Annotated in this window: 21 protein-coding genes; 1 reads left to right on the plus strand and 20 read right to left on the minus strand. The window is 35.1% G+C overall.

Going from position 1 to position 16891, the window contains the following annotated elements; translation table 11 throughout:
* Window positions 1–7: 7 nt before the first annotated feature.
* From OMHG_RS12310 to OMHG_RS19085, 20 genes are all read right to left on the minus strand, one after another.
* Window positions 8–1591, minus strand: a complete 1584-nt coding sequence (locus OMHG_RS12310) for a terminase large subunit (protein ID WP_010651173.1) — start codon at window positions 1589–1591, stop codon at window positions 8–10.
* A gap of 15 nt (window positions 1592–1606) precedes the next feature.
* Window positions 1607–2002, minus strand: coding sequence for a hypothetical protein (locus OMHG_RS12315; protein ID WP_010651174.1), 396 nt, complete (start codon window positions 2000–2002; stop codon window positions 1607–1609).
* Window positions 2002–2175, minus strand: coding sequence for a hypothetical protein (locus OMHG_RS18375; RefSeq protein ID WP_154648236.1), 174 nt, complete (start codon window positions 2173–2175; stop codon window positions 2002–2004). The genes OMHG_RS12315 and OMHG_RS18375 overlap by 1 nt, the downstream gene beginning before the upstream one ends.
* 62 nt (window positions 2176–2237) lie before the next feature.
* Window positions 2238–3686, minus strand: coding sequence for a hypothetical protein (locus tag OMHG_RS12320; RefSeq protein WP_010651175.1), 1449 nt, complete (start codon window positions 3684–3686; stop codon window positions 2238–2240).
* A 293-nt stretch (window positions 3687–3979) separates the two neighbouring features.
* Window positions 3980–4180, minus strand: a complete 201-nt coding sequence (locus OMHG_RS12325; protein WP_010651176.1) for a hypothetical protein — start codon at window positions 4178–4180, stop codon at window positions 3980–3982.
* Window positions 4181–4194: 14 nt separating this feature from the next.
* The gene (locus OMHG_RS12330; RefSeq protein WP_044476972.1) at window positions 4195–4998 is read right to left on the minus strand and encodes a hypothetical protein; all 804 of its coding nucleotides are present in this window, start codon (window positions 4996–4998) and stop codon (window positions 4195–4197) included.
* Window positions 4999–5202: 204 nt separating this feature from the next.
* A complete protein-coding gene (locus OMHG_RS12335) occupies window positions 5203–5376 on the minus strand; it encodes a helix-turn-helix domain-containing protein (protein WP_010651178.1) in 174 nt (57 codons plus the stop codon).
* A gap of 79 nt (window positions 5377–5455) precedes the next feature.
* Entirely contained in the window at window positions 5456–6328 is an 873-nt protein-coding gene (locus OMHG_RS12340) for an SU10 major capsid protein (protein WP_010651179.1), read from the minus strand.
* A gap of 80 nt (window positions 6329–6408) precedes the next feature.
* Entirely contained in the window at window positions 6409–6834 is a 426-nt protein-coding gene (locus OMHG_RS12345) for a hypothetical protein (protein WP_010651180.1), read from the minus strand.
* Window positions 6835–6854: 20 nt separating this feature from the next.
* Window positions 6855–7133: a hypothetical protein gene (locus OMHG_RS12350; protein WP_010651181.1), complete on the minus strand. Its 279-nt coding sequence runs from the start codon at window positions 7131–7133 to the stop codon at window positions 6855–6857.
* Complete coding sequence (locus OMHG_RS12355) at window positions 7130–8329, minus strand: GLUG motif-containing protein (protein WP_010651182.1); 1200 nt, start codon at window positions 8327–8329, stop codon at window positions 7130–7132. The genes OMHG_RS12350 and OMHG_RS12355 overlap by 4 nt, the downstream gene beginning before the upstream one ends.
* A 15-nt stretch (window positions 8330–8344) precedes the next feature.
* Window positions 8345–8755, minus strand: a complete 411-nt coding sequence (locus OMHG_RS12360) for a hypothetical protein (protein ID WP_010651183.1) — start codon at window positions 8753–8755, stop codon at window positions 8345–8347.
* A 4-nt stretch (window positions 8756–8759) separates the two neighbouring features.
* Window positions 8760–8999 carry a BhlA/UviB family holin-like peptide gene (locus tag OMHG_RS12365; protein WP_010651184.1) on the minus strand — a complete coding sequence of 80 codons (240 nt, stop codon included), beginning with the start codon at window positions 8997–8999 and terminating at the stop codon, window positions 8760–8762.
* A 1605-nt stretch (window positions 9000–10604) separates the two neighbouring features.
* Window positions 10605–11201, minus strand: coding sequence for a tyrosine-type recombinase/integrase (locus tag OMHG_RS12375; RefSeq protein WP_010651186.1), 597 nt, complete (start codon window positions 11199–11201; stop codon window positions 10605–10607).
* Window positions 11198–11632 carry a site-specific integrase gene (locus tag OMHG_RS12380; RefSeq protein ID WP_010651187.1) on the minus strand — a complete coding sequence of 145 codons (435 nt, stop codon included), beginning with the start codon at window positions 11630–11632 and terminating at the stop codon, window positions 11198–11200. The genes OMHG_RS12375 and OMHG_RS12380 overlap by 4 nt, the downstream gene beginning before the upstream one ends.
* Before the next feature lie 130 nt (window positions 11633–11762).
* Window positions 11763–12947 carry an acetate kinase gene (locus OMHG_RS12385; RefSeq protein ID WP_010651188.1) on the minus strand — a complete coding sequence of 395 codons (1185 nt, stop codon included), beginning with the start codon at window positions 12945–12947 and terminating at the stop codon, window positions 11763–11765.
* Window positions 12948–12992: 45 nt separating this feature from the next.
* Window positions 12993–13946, minus strand: coding sequence for an N-6 DNA methylase (locus OMHG_RS12390; RefSeq protein WP_010651189.1), 954 nt, complete (start codon window positions 13944–13946; stop codon window positions 12993–12995).
* A gap of 180 nt (window positions 13947–14126) precedes the next feature.
* The gene (gene tpx, locus OMHG_RS12395) at window positions 14127–14627 is read right to left on the minus strand and encodes a thiol peroxidase (protein WP_010651190.1); all 501 of its coding nucleotides are present in this window, start codon (window positions 14625–14627) and stop codon (window positions 14127–14129) included.
* Between the two features lie 143 nt (window positions 14628–14770).
* Entirely contained in the window at window positions 14771–15223 is a 453-nt protein-coding gene (ytfJ, locus tag OMHG_RS12400; protein WP_010651191.1) for a GerW family sporulation protein, read from the minus strand.
* Window positions 15201–15803 carry a DUF2953 domain-containing protein gene (locus OMHG_RS19085; RefSeq protein ID WP_010651192.1) on the minus strand — a complete coding sequence of 201 codons (603 nt, stop codon included), beginning with the start codon at window positions 15801–15803 and terminating at the stop codon, window positions 15201–15203. Before OMHG_RS19085 ends, ytfJ begins: the two co-directional genes overlap by 23 nt.
* Before the next feature lie 141 nt (window positions 15804–15944).
* On the opposite strand from OMHG_RS19085, the gene OMHG_RS12410 reads away from it, so the two are divergent.
* Complete coding sequence (locus tag OMHG_RS12410) at window positions 15945–16745, plus strand: NAD kinase (RefSeq protein ID WP_010651193.1); 801 nt, start codon at window positions 15945–15947, stop codon at window positions 16743–16745.
* Window positions 16746–16891 lie beyond the last annotated feature (146 nt).

Consider the following 16891-nt stretch of genomic DNA (forward strand, 5'->3'; position numbering starts at 1 on the left):
CAAATTATTATATGTACCACTTATTGCTGTCTTTGGCTAAGTTGGCTAAGGCAGAACTGATAACCTTATCGTCATGGTTGCCTTCACCTTGCTTATTACCCATCTTTCCACTTACATTTTGATAAATTTGCATCTGTTCAAGCGTTTCAACGTCATTGATTAAAATACGTCCTAATTCAAACGATTCCTTAAACTTCTCCAATAATATTGGCTTACTGGATTGGCTTGTCGTAAATCCTAGTTGGCTCTTACGTGAACCCTTATGATCGAATAGTTTTTCTTTATACAGATTCATATAAAATTTCTCGTCTTTCATCTTCTCTAATAGGACGATACCCACGTTATTACGCTCAATTGCTGTAAACGGCTCTGCATACCACATCAACAAGTCATAGACAACATCAGTAAACTTGTAAACTGGCAATTTATTTGTACCTAGTGAAGCAACTTCTATTCCTTCCTCGTCAATGATGGTACAAGTGGAACTATCCCCATTACCACTACCATGTGCAACATCAATTCCTGCATAATAATATTTTGTCTTAGGATTGTATTTATGGAATATTTTTAATTCTTTACCTATGTATTTCTGTAAACTATCAGGAACATCATCTAATTCTTTTAATGGAATATCAGGCATAACGTAATTAATACGCTCTAACACTTTGTTTTGGTCAAATACTGATTTATTGGTACTAATGAAGGATTCCATATCATTTGATGGATATTCTTGATAAAATTCTTCAATCTTCATATCTTGTAACTTGTAATCTCTCCACATTAACTGCCTTAAATCTGCACCCTGTTCATGTAAACGGATCTCGTCACCTTCTAAATCCTTCTTAGCCATACGCTTACCATACTTTGCCTTGTACCATTGTTCGGCTTCATCATACTCGCCCTTCTTACTTTCACGATAAAATGGGTGAAACCAAGGAACAAAATAATGCTTATACTTTGAATTACCTCGTTTTGCCTTCTGGTACAATGTGTAATAGTAGTTACTGATACCATTTGACGTTGTTTCAATTGAGATTCTACCCTTATCAACAAGTGCCTGTTCAATGGACAATAATTGTTCTTCTTGACTACCATTCCAGAACGCAAACTCACTTAGATGTGCCCATGTAATACTTAAACCACGCCCAATATCCTTGTATCCTGCAACGGTAGAAATGATTCGGCTGCCATTCCAAAATAGCAATTCATTTTTATTATCACGTCTTGTTTTACTGAATAAATCAGGGTACTTATCTCTGGGAAGGTTATCATTCATGAATTTTAATGTGTTAAATAAACCTTTAGCACTATCACCCTCATATGACACGATCAATATAGATTGGTTTTCCTTTGTAGTTGCTTCATAGATTGCTTTGGCAAGCATAAGCGTTGATATACCTGCCCTACGTGCTTTATTGATGATGGTGTAACGGTTATTATTCATCAACTCTGTCAATTCTTGCTGTGCAAGGTTTAATTTCATTGGTACTGTTTCATTCTGCGTGTTTACTATCTTGATAAAATTCTTAGAAAACAACTCAAATGAATCAGTTATCTTTTTTAGTTTCTGTTTAGTTGTTAATGCAACCATCTAATCACCCCATTTCTATTCCAATTCCAACCCATCATCTTCAGCAACATCATCACTGTTATTAAATATTTGCTTGACAATCTTGTTATTTTCCTTGATTTCCTTTTTCAACTGTAAGAATAGTTTTACGTCCTTATCCTCACCTTTTTCCTTTGCACGTTCGGAAACAAGATTATATATTTCTTCAAAGTCCTGTGTGGCTTTGTAATCTAAATAAAGTTGCAACAATGCTTTATATTCAGGTGTTTTCTCCCAACTAATAAAACTATTCATTGTTTTAACTTCTGTATAATCCATCAACTGTTGCTCTGTTTTCTTTGGATTACGCTTGTCATAGTAAAGGTCAAACTTCCAACGGAAATATTGTTCTTTTTTAGGGTTGATTTGCTTTAATGCTTCATCTAAGGTCATTACACTTCACCCCTTGCAATTGCTCTTGTTTCAGTGACTAATTGATTCATTTCATCTAATTTTTTATCCATTTTCTCCAACCTATAATTAGAAACAATTGTATTGCTTAATATTTGGACTAAATCTTCCTCTATTTTTGCTACTTTTTCTTCAAAACTTTTTTGATTTTCCATTGATTATCTCTCCTATTTCGATTAGTTTTTGACAATAAAAAAAGCCCTAACTTTTGTTAGGACTATAATTGTATTTTAATTGGTGGTTGATATGTTCTGATACGTTTCCGTAAACTTAAATTGATAGGTGGTGTATCTTGATCTTCATGTATCAAGTCACCCTCATGTTCTTCATCATATGACCTATCCCTATTATGGGAATTTGCAATTTCTTTACGAACACTTTTTAATTCTTCTTTAACGGTGTCAACATCAAAATAGCCATGTGTATAAATTATTTCTTTTGCTTTATGTAGCAATTCCTCTTGGACATCATCAGAATAATTATAATAGTCAAGGTATAAATCAGTTGTCCAACCAGTTATCAATTGTTCGATTGTCATAGTGTCTAAATCACCTTTAAAATCTACAAAATAAATAGTATCATCTGTCTTTACTTTGTTGAAATCATCTAAATATACATCTTCATCATCAAATGGGTCTGTTGCACCTGATTTCAACCTTTTAACAATAATCTGACCATCTTTAACTTTATCCATTTTCGCTTGTTTACGTTGTTCTGCCATTTCCTCTTTTTGTTGCCTTTTACGTTCATCAATTTCATCTTCTGCTTGTTTCTTCAACTTTTCATCAACGTGTTCAAACTTTTCATTCTTAGACATAATAAATTTACGTTTATTATCACAATCTGCAACGAAATCTTTGGACAATGGATCAGTTTTCCTTTTATGTTCCAGATAGATAACGTAATCATCAACTGTTAATTCTACCTTACCCCTTACTGTCCAATTACCTGTGTCAAATAGATAGTCACTGTTGCCGATACTCTCAATATCAGGTGTGGGATTATTTTTTCTTTCCTTCACACGTTGCATATTGGACTTTTCTTCTTCTGTAAATGGTGTTGTCTTATACTTATACATATCTTGCTTACTTTGACCAAAACGTGCTTTATCGCTTGTATAATCACCCATAACACGATATAAGAAACCTTCTTCTTCACACTGTTTCAGATATTTCTTTGCTGTATTCTCACTATCAACACCAAGAATAGTAGTCCAACGATCATTGGAACAATTAAATGTGCCTTCTTTTGTACCTTTCCATTTCAATATGGCAAAATGAATATAGATAAATGCTGTATTGTTCATGCTATCGAATGTAGAAAAAGGAATAAACTCATGCCCACCATTAAGTTTTGCAAATGTTATCTTAAACACTTCACTATCCTTTTCTGGTTCACAATCACTGTGAATCACACCTTTTTCCACTAACGATAACAAACAATTTTTAATTTGTTTACGTGAAGGTGACACCTTTTTGTAGAAGTATGTATTAAGATATTTACGTGTATATTCATCAATAAACTTGATACTTGTAATTGTTTCCTGATTATAATTCATCAACCTTCTTAACACTGACCACAAATACATTTCTTCAACATTTAACCTATACTTATTATCCTCATTTTCTTCAACAAACACATTGTAAATTAAAATACCATTTCCCATTACCTGATTATCTCCTTTTAAATTAATATTTTACACTAACCACAACCAATTTTATTTATGTGGAAGATGGTTTTGAACTTTATCTTTTGAACTTAAAAAGTGTAAACGAAACAAATATTACACATAGTATATATTGTATTAATAGTATATATTGTAAACGTATCAAAATAAGTCCATTTTTGAACCTTTTTTGATACCCCAGAGTATCAAATTTGGGTCATTTTTAGTCCTTTTTTGACACCCTATTCTATTGTATATCAATTTAGGGTCAAAATCAACCTTTTTTTGATACCCTATTTTCCACCATTTTCTTCTTTGTACTTATCCAATACTGCCTGTAAAGATGGTGACTTGCTATATAAAGAAAAAGTGCGACCACTCTTAGGATTGATTGCAATTGTCAAAGGTGTAATTTTCCCATGTGATTCATGATAGATAAAATCACTTAGTTTCCGACTGTAACAATAAAATAAATCTTCATTTTTGACTATCATGATAAAATCTCCTTTTAACTTATTGTAAATTTATAATAATTTCTGTTAGTCAATGCAAAACTAACCACATTCTTACTTAGATTACCGATTTCATCACCTTGTACCTGTCTACCCTTGCTTATATATTGCGTTTGTAAGGTGAATGTGCATGAAGGTAATTCTAATTCCGTCTCAAGTGCCCCTGACAACAGGGATAATGGTAATTCTGTCTGTAAATGACCACTTTTATCTAACTCAATATTTTTGTGCAGCATAAATTTACTTTGGACTTCTCTAAATTCTTCCTTAGACGTGTCGTTGAGTAAATCAATTAGTTCTTCAAACCCTAACATTCTAAGATACTTGTTATGGGTATTTTTAAAACGGTAATCATAATGACCTAGAAATCCTGAATCCACGCTCAATAATAACATTTTACCTAGTTTGGTTGATGGTAATGGCAAATCATAATAAGACCACATAAGGATTGCTGTTGACATAGCATATTTCTTAAAATAATTATCACCCGACACGTCTAAAATTGAGTTTAAGTTAGCCGATTCTGGATTGATTGTATTGTTCTTATTTAGACGTGTCACATGATTATCAAATACTTTACCAACTGTCCACGCAAGATCAATTCCTAACTTCTCCAAAGGGTCATTTTTGTCCGCAACATAGATAGCATTAAAGTCATAAAAATAATTAATTTTATTACCTTTAACTCTTTTCTCGATTGCACAACCTAACAGGGAATCAATATCATTTGTTAATACTGTTGCATAATGTTCACTTCCGGAACACCATTCTGGGAATTTACTTTTTAATTGTTCGTTCATAATATATTTGTGAAAGAGAAACTCTCCCACTACCTTTTATGTGCTACGTTTGACGCTTAACTTGCTCCTTTTATTCCATGACCCTTTATGTTTAAAGTGAATTTTTGTCTACCTTAAACGGTCACACTTGAATAAAAGGAGTGGTTAAGACGAATTTCTTACTTCTTTCACGCCTTCACCTCTACTTTCTGACTATGTTTTAGATTATTTTTGGTCTATGTATTGTTTATATTTCTTAATCTTGTACTCTGACATTTCACATTCATTTTTCTCATAGCGACTAATTAAACTTTGACTACAATTTAATTCCTTTGATAATTCAATTTGACTAATGTTTTTACGCCTTCTTAAAATTAGATAAATTTCTTTTTTATTCATTCTCCTTTATGTCTCCTAATTTGATTAGATTAAAAAGAGGATACAAGCCAAATGGCAAGTACCCTCTTAATGATATGTATTATGCTTGTGTTGCTACTGTAACGACACCTACACCTTTAGGTGAAGCAACTTTCAATGTAGATTCAGCGATAACTTGACCCTTAACACTGTCACCAGTTTTAGCAAGTGGCTCAAAGTGTGGCTCACGAAGATATGCAAGGTCTACATAGCCATCATTGAATACAACCATTTTATCAACAGGTGTATGTTTGCTAAGGATAAAATTAACTTGACCAAAATTAGTGTTTACACTGTCTGCTAGTACACCAAAGTTAGTTGTAACGTGATTGTAGTTGTAACGGTCTTTGTAGATAGCGTCAATTTGTTCTTTAACGTCAGCGTTTACTAATGCGTATAAGTTACCTTCTGCAAGGTCTTGATTCCAAAGGTTACGTGCAACCTCTTTAATCGTTTCTTCTGTTACAGTACCAGTTGCAGATACAGCGTTAGTAGCGTCAGCACTAGCAATCAAACCTGCCATTTTACGGATACCAGATACAGAACCGTCATCTTTGATTGAGTTGATTAATGCTTTTTCCATATTGATTTTAAGTTCAAGCAAACGATCTTCAACTTCAGCCGACAATTGACCAGCGTTCATTGCTTGTGCAGAACCGGAAATGCTTGCACCCTTTTTAAATATTTGAAGTACATTGTTTAGTTCACGTCTTGCTGTTTCAGTAAAGTTAGTTGTTTCAGAACCCTCTGCTGCGGAAATATCTTCATCATGAGAAAGAGTTTTCTCTCTGAAAGTGTAGATAGTAGAAGTTGCTTTTTCTACTTGTTTAGCCATTAGTAAAGATGTAAAAGGCGTTGCTTGAACACCAATCTTAGCGATTTCTTGTGCTAGTGAAATTTGTTCGGCGTTAGTATAATTTGTAGATCTAAACATTTATATATTCTCCTCTAGTGGTCGGTCACTACCCAATATTGTTTGTTTTTTATATGTAATAAGTGACTAATAGCCACGAATTATTTGAATAACTGACTTAACTTACTTCCAATCATGCCTGATACGTTTCCTTCTTTAGAAAACTTGTCATACTCATTTTCTTCCAAATGATTATCAGGAATATAACCTGAATCCAATTTGATCTTCTTAGTAATTTGAGTTAATGCTTCAACAATAGTTGTTAATTCTTCTTCATTCTCAACTTTGATTACATCTTTAAATGGTGTTAAGCCATTCTTTTCAAGTTGGAAGTCAACTTTTTGTGTGAAGAAATCTTGTTGTTGTTGCTTAAATGCTTTTTCATCATCTGATAATTCTTTTGGCTTATACTTAAGTAAACCATCACGTTCAGTAACGATTGGATTTAATTCTTGTGACACCCACTCATTCTTAGCGTTCTGAATTGCTTCATCTACTTGTTCCTGTGTAAAGTTTGTTTCTGACATTAATAAATCTCTCCTTTAGATTAGATAAATTTGATTTGTAGTGAATCTCTTACTACTGTTGGTTTATTGTTATAAACCCCTCTAAACTCGAAAACCACTTCTTGTTTGTCATTGGGGGTAACATAGTCATAAAAATAGACACCAACATCTTCCTTGTTCGTGTCATCTAAAATAAACTGTTCAATTTGTGTTTCAGTTGTATCATAAATAGTCAAGGTAACGTTAACTGGGTTAACCGCCTGATTATCAAATGCTTGAAAATTAACCTTTAACCTAACTGTATCTCCTGAATAGATCATTCAATCACCTCCACATACGAAGGATTTTCTACGTGTGTAGAATTTGATGGATTCGTAGACGTATACGAATTTGAAGGATTCTCAACGATTGTAATGTAAGCAACCATAGGTAAGGTGTCTAAATGTGTAATAGTGTCTGTATGGGCTTGTATGGAACGAATATGACTGAACACATTTCTTATAACTTCTAATGGTTGTCGATATACAGTTACACTCACATTAGAAATAATTGGATTAATATGACTTGTAACTTCAATCATATTATTATTAGGCGATATGACGCTTGTAGAGACGCTTGAAACAATCCGTGAAGAATAACCCTCAACACTTCTAAAAGACGCTATATGACGTTCTGTGTGGCTATGTATTGGCTTGACGTGTGAATTTACTTCTATTGTTAAAGTTTGTGGTGGTAATTGTATTTCAATATTTACATTAGATTGAATTGGATTAGCGTATGATGATACTTCCCTTGATTCTTGCTTAGATGGTACTGTCGGAACACCAAACGCTTGTAAATATGGATAATCACCATTCATTCCCCAAACAGTTGTAAAATCCCAACCAACATAAGATGATTGAGTTTTCATTTCTGCTGTTGTTAAACCTGCACCACTTCCACTTGTTGTTTGACCACTTGTTTCAGTATCCCAATAGGAACTTGTCGTTGTTGCACTTTCAATCCCTGTTAATCCACCAACATAAAGACCATCTGACTGTACAAGAGCAGTTGAATAGCAATTTTCAATAGAGTTATTTGCGTTATAACCTACTAGACCGCCAATATAAGCACCATTAGATGACGTAATCGAACCACCTAAAACATAACAGTTTGATATAAATGAGTTAGACCTTCCTAATAAAGCACCTGATTGACTGGGTGCATTTATAATATTAGGATTTTCTATCCCAACATTCCTAACTGTACTATCAATACCAGTCAAAGCGAATAATCCTGACCTACTCAATCCAGTTCCATCAATATGTAGATTGATAACCTTATAACCATTACCATTAAATACACCTGTGAAGTATGGTGACGCTTGTGAAATAGGTGGAAATGGTGTAGAACTCATTTCTATATCGTTTGCTAACTCTACATATCCATCCCAATAACTTGTATTACTAGATAATTCCCTTAAATCCGATTCCGTTTGAATTAAATAAGGGTCTGTCTGCGTTCCTGCACCTAGCATAGAACATCAGCCCCCTTAAACAGTCACCTGTGGAACTTCAATATTATGTACGATTGTTAATTTATCTTCTGCCTGTGTCATAGTGAATGTTGTAAATGTTTCTTCACTTATAATAAAACCATATTCATCTTCTAATCCAATTCCACCAAATGTTTTAGGTAATGTAGCAAACATAGGGTCTGTTCCAGATAAAACAACTTGTAATTGTAATGTTGAACCATCAGGTACAGTTTCTTGAATCCAAGTACCCATCTGGTCACGAGACATATCCTCTTGTCGTGTAGGGTGAATCCAACTTATTCTATCATCTGGTAATGAAATTCTTTCTAAACTAGCACCAAGATCATCTCTTATTTCAATCAAACTAACATCATTCTGAATTGCTAATTGTAATTTTGTATACGTTTTTGCTGTTACTTCTGCCATTTAATTAAACCCCTTTCTTTTCAAACTCTGTTAATCTTGTGTCGATTTTATCAACTTTTGTATTTACGTTTTCCATTCTGTTACTAAGTACATCAAGTGTGTCAGTAGTTTTTTCTATGTGCTGCATTAATCTTTCTTCTCGCTGCTTAGAATCCTTACGACTATCAATTAAAAGCCAAACAAATAAGATTGCAAATGCACCTTGCGACAACCATACATCTATTGGTATTTGTGCTAAATCCACGTCTATCCACCTCCTTAAATTAAAGTAATATATATGAGTAATAAATATGAGTAAAAAAAAGAAAAAGAGTAGCCAAATTAATGACTACTCAATCAAAAAGTAGAAGTCAAGACGCAAATCTCGACTAAGGTAATTATTGGGAGGGACAATAATGAAATACGATTCACCATTGTGGGGTAACAAGCCCCTTTAAATATTCAATTTTTTTGAATATCTAAAGCGAATTATTACCACTCTCTCTATTAAGATAAATATCATCTATTTGATTAGACATTTTCTTCCTATATGGTCGAGTTATGGAAAACGTTCAACCCCAGTCATATCAAGGGATTTGAGAGTTGTGAAAATTATTTTTTTATAAAAACCTTATGTATCAGGGTTTGTAGCGATTTCTAAACTTGGACATTTTATATCCTTTGTCTTCTTTTACTCTTTCTTTCCATTATTGGATAATATGGAAATCCATCAAACCCAATGGTATCAAGGGTTTCATGACTATTCATTTATTTTTTCGTGAACTTTTTATACCTATTGTGATAAATAAGCCCTAAATATCTAGCATCTTCTTTCATATATAACAAATGAAACGTTAGTTTAGACATACTTATTCTCTCTAGTAATCTTTCAATTTTCTAAATATACACGTCAGCCACGCCTTCCCTAATAGACGATTATCTCCAAATCCAAAAACCCCTTTAAACATTGGTATATCAACGTTTGTATCATTTTGGGAAAATCCAGTGTGCAACTCAAGCGGAATTTCTACCTTGCTTCCTAATTCTATCCTGTTTTTTCCTGTGTTCACTTTGACAGTTATCACACCTTACTTGTCTTTGCTTAGGATTAGATACTTTCCTTTAAAGATGCTTAACGACATTTCAAATAAAACACCCAAACCCCTTGAAACACACGGGTTTAGAGTAATTGTGCATAATAATCGTAATTTTATTTTCGTTCACTTCATATATAGAAAATAATTGAGAAACGCTGTATGCCAGTCACATCAAGTGGTTTGGCGTTTTTCTAAATGGTAAGATTTTTGTATCTTCTACATTCTCTCCTTCATTACCTTCAAACGAAACATAAATCGCTGTAACCCAGTCGTATCAAGGGGTTTGATGTTTAAGAATAACTTCACATGTATTACAAACGCGCCTTGTTCATACTGTTTCTTTGCCATTCTTTTTTCATATATAGAAAATAATTAAAGACCCCTATAACCCAGCCATATCAACGGGTTTGGCGTTTTTCTAAATGGTAAGATTTTTGTATCTTCTACATTCTCCTCTTCATATATACTATTTACCGACGGTGCCTGTAACCCTTATACATCAACTGGTTTGAGAATCTTTGTCTTCGAACATTATTTCATACTATCCTATTAAGATAAATATCATCTATTTGATTAGACATTTTCTTCCTTTAGGGTCGAGTTATGAAAAACGCTCAAAGCCAGATGTATCAAGGGTTTTCGGGGTTGCGGAAAATATTTTTTGCAACAACCCTTTAATACCAACGGTTCTAGAGCGTCTCGCTTTCTCGTATTTTTCTCCTATACCTTAAAAGCGAAACATAAATAGTTGTATCAAGGGTTTTCATAATTTTCTATTTCGAACTATTACTTCTTTTCGTTCTAGTTTTGGCTTTCTTTTTCAACAAGTTGATTGGTGTAAACTGTCCATGTTGTACTTTAATTGTGTCATCTAATACATGTGCATATCTAGCCGTTGTAGAACTATCTGCATGGTCAAGGATTGATTGCAAAACTCTAAGTGACCCATTCTGTTCAAGGAACATCTTAGATGCTGTATGCCTAAATAAATGAGGATGGATACGTTTATCAATTCCAGAACGATCTACAATTTCCCTTAAATGCTTTCTAAATGTACCAGGAGTTAATCTTGTTCCAAATACGCTAAGGAATAAATATTCACTTTCAAAGTCCTCAGTTTCATTAATTAATTCCTCAATTAACTTTATGGACTGTCTAGTTAATGGAATAGTCCTGACACGTCTATTCTTAGTACGTTGGAATGTTATAGATTTATGTTCAAAGTCAATATCTGATTTTTTAACACTTAAAACCTCATCAACACGTCCAAAAGAATCAAGCATGACATGTAAAGCAACATAATCCCTAAATTCTGTATAAATACTTTTATCCATTGATCTAAACAACTTATTGATTTCATTTACTGTCAACGTTTCGATTTTTTTTCCTGTTCTTTAATTTGTTTGATTGACTCAAATATATTAGTTGTAATACCTTCTTTCTCTAAAATATTAAAAGCCCCTTTACCGTAACGTAAATAAGAATTTACACTAGATACAGATATTCCTTTCTTGGTGTCATCTCTTCGATTTGCCTTGAGGAATGGTGTTTTTTCGTACCGTTGCCAATGGATAAAATTCCTAGCATCATCAACAGTCAAATCAGATATGTTCATTTTCTCATTAAAAAATCTATCCATATCGTTCCAAAACTTCTCATATCCTTCAATTGTGTGCTTAGATAAACCTTCCAATTCTTTTAATTTAATGACCACATTTCTAGCATCGTCAATGGAATATGTTTTTTTCTTTCTTGGAGTTGTATATTTTCTTGTTTTTCTATCTTGTGGTCTTTTAGACATAAAATAATAACCTCTTCCCTATGCAAATTTTACATAGAAAAAAGGTTATGGTTACAATGTGTTAAATTTAGCATATTCCCAGTTGATATGAACAATCGAAAACCACTACAAATACTGTTACATCAAGGGTTTATTTGCTTAAACGTACCGTATCCCTTGCAATCATTACTTCTTCATTAGTAGGTATAATAATTACTTTAACCGGTGAGTGCGGATAATTTATAAATTGCTCTTTACCACGTACGTGGTTTAATTTAGGATCCCAGTAAATTCCCATGAATTCAAGTCCAGTAAGAATTTTTTCCCGGATTGAAATACTATTTTCGCCAACGCCCGCCGTAAAGATAATGGCATCTACACCATTCATTTTGGCTGCGTAGGAACCGATATATTTGTGGATTCTTCCTGCAAATACATCCAATGCAAGCTCTGCCCGCGGGTTTGAATCGGTTTGCTGCTCGATATCGCGTAAATCACTGGAAAATCCGGACAATGCAAGCATTCCACTTTTCTTATTCAAGACGTCAATCACTTCGTCAGCAGTTTTACCGGTTTTATCCATGATATATGGGATTAGAGCAGGGTCAATATTACCCGACCTTGTTCCCATTGTCACTCCCGCAAGTGGTGTGAATCCCATGGATGTATCTATGGATTCGCCATCCTTTATCGCTGTGACACTTGCACCATTTCCGATATGGCAGGAAATGAGACGTAAGTTATCAAGTGGAACACCCATTAGTTCTGAGGCACGATTAGAGACATATTTGTGGGAAGTCCCATGGAAACCATATTTGCGGATTCCATAACTTTCATAATATTCCCTTGGCAAACTGTACAAATAAGATGATTCTGTCATGGTCTGATGAAAAGCGGTATCGAATACAGCTACCATCGGCACATTTGGAAGTATTTCCTTAAATGCATTGATTCCTGTAAGGTTTGCCGGATTATGCAATGGTGCCAGTTCTGAAGTTTGTTCAATCCGCTCAATAACCTTATCTGTTATCAGAACGGAATCCCGAAAATATTCTCCTCCGTGAACGACCCGGTGTCCTACTGCATCAATTTCTTCAAAGGATTTGATGACGCCGGTTGAGATTAAGGAATCAAGCAGCATCTTCACGGCGATTCCATGATCGGAAATATTTCCGACCGTCTTAGTCTTGTTGCCATCAACTTCAATATTGAAGACCGAATCGTTCATCCCAATTCTTTCTACTAATCCGATCGCAGTAACAGTCTCTTCAGGCATCGTGATAAGTTGGAACTTCAAAGAAGAACTGCCTGCATTTATTGCTAATACGTTAGTCATTGCTGTCAACCCCTATCATTTATTTATACATATCAAACCACGCATTCATTTTACCAAGAATGTCTGCCATTCCATTGCTATTCTTAAATGATGGCATTTGCACAAGCAGCGGTTGTTTCGGAGTGCTTGTATTTTTCCTTTTTTCTGCAGAATCAGAATGCTCTTTGTATTTTTTTCTGATTTAAAGGCAGTATCCGGCAAGCGAATTACACCGACAATATGAGCATATTTCTGAAGATAGGCCTGCAGTTTATCTGATTGATCATTATCAAATAGAAATTCCGGAATCACAAGAACCAAGTATCCCCCATCAGCTGTATACTTAATGCTTTGCTCGATTAAAAGATGATGGGCATAGGAATGGCCGGAATCAGCTTTCAATTCATACTCATTGGCCTGAATATCATCTGGATAATATCCGACAGGCAAATCAGCCACTATCAGATCAACCGGGTCCATTAGGAATGGGCGAAGGCTGTCCTGATGAAAGAACTCAACTTGCTTTTTCTGCAGGTTTGCGTTTAACACAGACAGTTGAATCAATGTTGGATCCACTTCACTTGCATATGCTTTTACTTCCTGTTTTAGCTGTCCCAGAACCGTAGTCAGCAAATTCCCAGTTCCGCTTACTGGATCAAATACCCTGATAGCCTTTTTATCCTTTGTCAGCTTATCGGATAGGTAGCCGACAATAAGACCGACAGTTTCCGGCGTCATTAAATGCTGTTGTTGTGTCGAACCCTTCATTCCTTTGAGAATTGCAAGCTGAATCGCTTTACGTACTTCCTCTGTGTGGAAGGAATCCATATTTATTTTAATTAACGTATTTTGTAATTTATGCGCTAATAGATCATCCATATCCTCGGGTGCTCCCTCATAGAACAGGAACTCCATTGTTGCCGATAAACTATCTAAATATGGCTCATTTCTATGCTGCTGGATCAATTCAGTTGTTTCGTCCAACCAGCCGAATAATCTTTCAACATTTGATTTTTCCATGAACAATCCTCCATTCACTCTCTTCACAACTCTACTATTGTACCAAACAGAATTGGTATATGTAAAAGAAATACGACGAAAGCGAACTCATCAGCGTCAAAAACTAAGTGAAATATTGAGCAATCTTGTTTTTTGGAAAATCTCTCCCAATCATTTTGGAGGAGAGATTTTCCAAAAAACTTATTCCGCTTCTTTAGCTGCTTTTAATGCCGCTTCATAATCCGGATGAGTCGTTCCCTCTGATACGTATTCAACATAGGACACTTCATCCTTGGAATTAACTACGAATACAGATCTTGCCAATAAACGGAGTTCCTTCATTAAAGTACCATATTTTTCACCGAAATCGGCATCGCGGTGATCGGAAAGTGTGTCCACCTTTTCAATCCCATTGGCTGCACACCAGCGCCCTTGCGCAAATGGCAGATCCATGCTGATTGTCAGGACATAAACATTATCCAGCTTGTCTGCCTCTTCATTAAAACGTCTCGTCTGTTCGGAGCAAACACCAGTATCAATGGAAGGTACTACACTGATCAGTTTTACCTTTCCACTGTAATCGCTTAACTTTACTTCTTTCAGATCGTTGGAAAGTACAGTGAAGTCAGGCGCCATATCCCCCACTTTTATCTCTGGTCCTACTAATGTAACTGGTTCCTGTTTGAATGTAACACTTGCCATAAAAATACATTCCTCCCTTTTTTAACTCTATTATTATTATGAAGATTGTTTCATAATCTGTCCATTATGAGTAACCGGGATAATGTTAAATTTATGTGAACTTCTGAACATAATGATGCCTTTTGCCAAGGTATGACCATTAGCTAGATATCGTAATGGGAGGGATTGCTTTTCGGTTGCTTATCTCTTTTGCCTTCTTTGTTCTCTCCGCCTGATTCTTTCATTATTTGCTGCACCTTTTCAATCACTTGCGGGGCAAAATCAATCATCTTTTCATATAAATGTGTATGCTGGTCAAGGTGGACCATCTTGATCCCCTTTTCACTTATAATCAGGAAAGCTACTGGCGTAATGGAAACACCACCACCGCTTCCTCCTCCAAATGGCAATGTGGCCTCACTATCTCCCTGTGATTGACTATTGTTAAATTCGCTTCCACCTGCCGCAAATCCAAAACCGACCTTCGATACAGGAATTATCAGACTGCCATCTGGTGATTTGACTGGGTCACCGATAATCGTGTTCACTTCTACCATTTTTTGCAGATTTTCCATTGCTGTTGTCATTAATCCTTCAATGGGATGTTCTTCTGTCATATTTATCCTCCTTGTTATTTGGCAATGTCATATTCATTTTGCCAAGCTTTATAAAAGTGTACATAGCTTGCCCTAATCGCATCGATACCATACAGTCTAACTCGGAATGAAGAAAACGCCGCTGGAAATTAGGCTCGACATGGATAAATGGCTGGCATTTCACTTGAAATCTCCTCGTAAAGAAACCTGTTACCATTCCTTTTACTGTCCAAACACCGGCACTGGCCATGCCTGTCGTAAATGCATCACCTGTACCGCCAGTGGTTATCCATTTAAAATGATGCAGGCGTACTTTTTGCAAAACTTCTTCCATTGTCCGATTTATTTCGTTTAGATTTGAATGAAATTCTTTTATTTTTTCAGGCAATGATCTGAAACTGATATCTCCAAAAGCAGGAAATTTACTATCCCGCGCTGTTAAATCCTGTTTCCTTTTAAAAATCCTTATTCCCAATATAAAAATTGAGAACGTTAACTGCTGCTCATTCTGTTCGTATGTATATTGAACGGAAATAATGATTTTTGAAAAGAACAGAAGCAAAAGAAGAATACAGAACAATCCTATGATGATATACAGCATATCGCTCCAACTTTCCAAAGTAGCCTTTTTTCATCTATTCTGTGGTATTTTCGGTATTTTTAAACATTTGCTTCTGTTTGATTAGAATAAAGTTTTTAGAAGTGATATCATGAAGAAAAATAGCTGGAGGGGGGAATAAGGATGGCAAAGAGCAAAGATTTATTCTTTTATTACCATCATGACAATGAAACAGATCAAAAAGTGGAAAGACTTCAGGAAATAGCTGAAGCTAATGATTTTCACATCGTTGACCATCATAAAAACGCCAGCATTATTGTAAGTATTGGCGGGGATGGAACATTTCTTCAGGCTGTCAGAAACACAGGATTTCGACAGGATTGTATTTATACCGGCATTATGCGTGAAGGACAGTCTGGGTTATACTGTGATTTCAATATCGATAACTTTGATGAGATGCTTCATTCACTCCAGCACGACGAATTGGAGGTTCGGAGATTTCCTGTTATCAAAACACAGGTTAATGGAGGAACGGCATTTTATTGTTTAAATGAAGTGACAATCCGTTCGACCATTGTAAAGACAATCGTCATTCGTGTTGATATAGATGGCCACTATTTTGAAACCTTTCGTGGAGATGGTTTAATTGTGGCTACTCCGACCGGAAGCACCGGCTATTCAAAATCAGCACGCGGCGCAGTCATCGATCCATTAACTGCCTGTTATCAGGTTTCTGAGATTGCCTCGCTCAATAATAACCAATACCGGACACTCGGTTCCTCCTTTATACTGAATAAAGACAGGCAACTGAAACTGGAACTGATTGAAGAGGGAAATGATCATCCAATTATCAGCCTTGATAATGAGGCACTGCCGATACGAAAGGTTCAATCTATCGAGGTATCCATGGATGATCATGTAATCAAAACAGTTAAGCTGAAAAATAATTCCTATTGGGATCGTGTTAAACGAACATTTTTATAAAAATCAAATAAGGTAGCTTGTATCCTGACAAATCCAAACGAATTCGATTGGACAGTAAGAATCCCGCTAAGATGGACAGTTTTTTTAATCTGTCCATCTTAGCGGGAGCATATCAAATTCCAGCAGAAGAATTTTACTGCTCTGAT

The organism is Oceanobacillus massiliensis str. N'diop, from assembly GCF_000285495.1.
Classification (GTDB): domain Bacteria; phylum Bacillota; class Bacilli; order Bacillales; family Amphibacillaceae; genus Oceanobacillus; species Oceanobacillus massiliensis.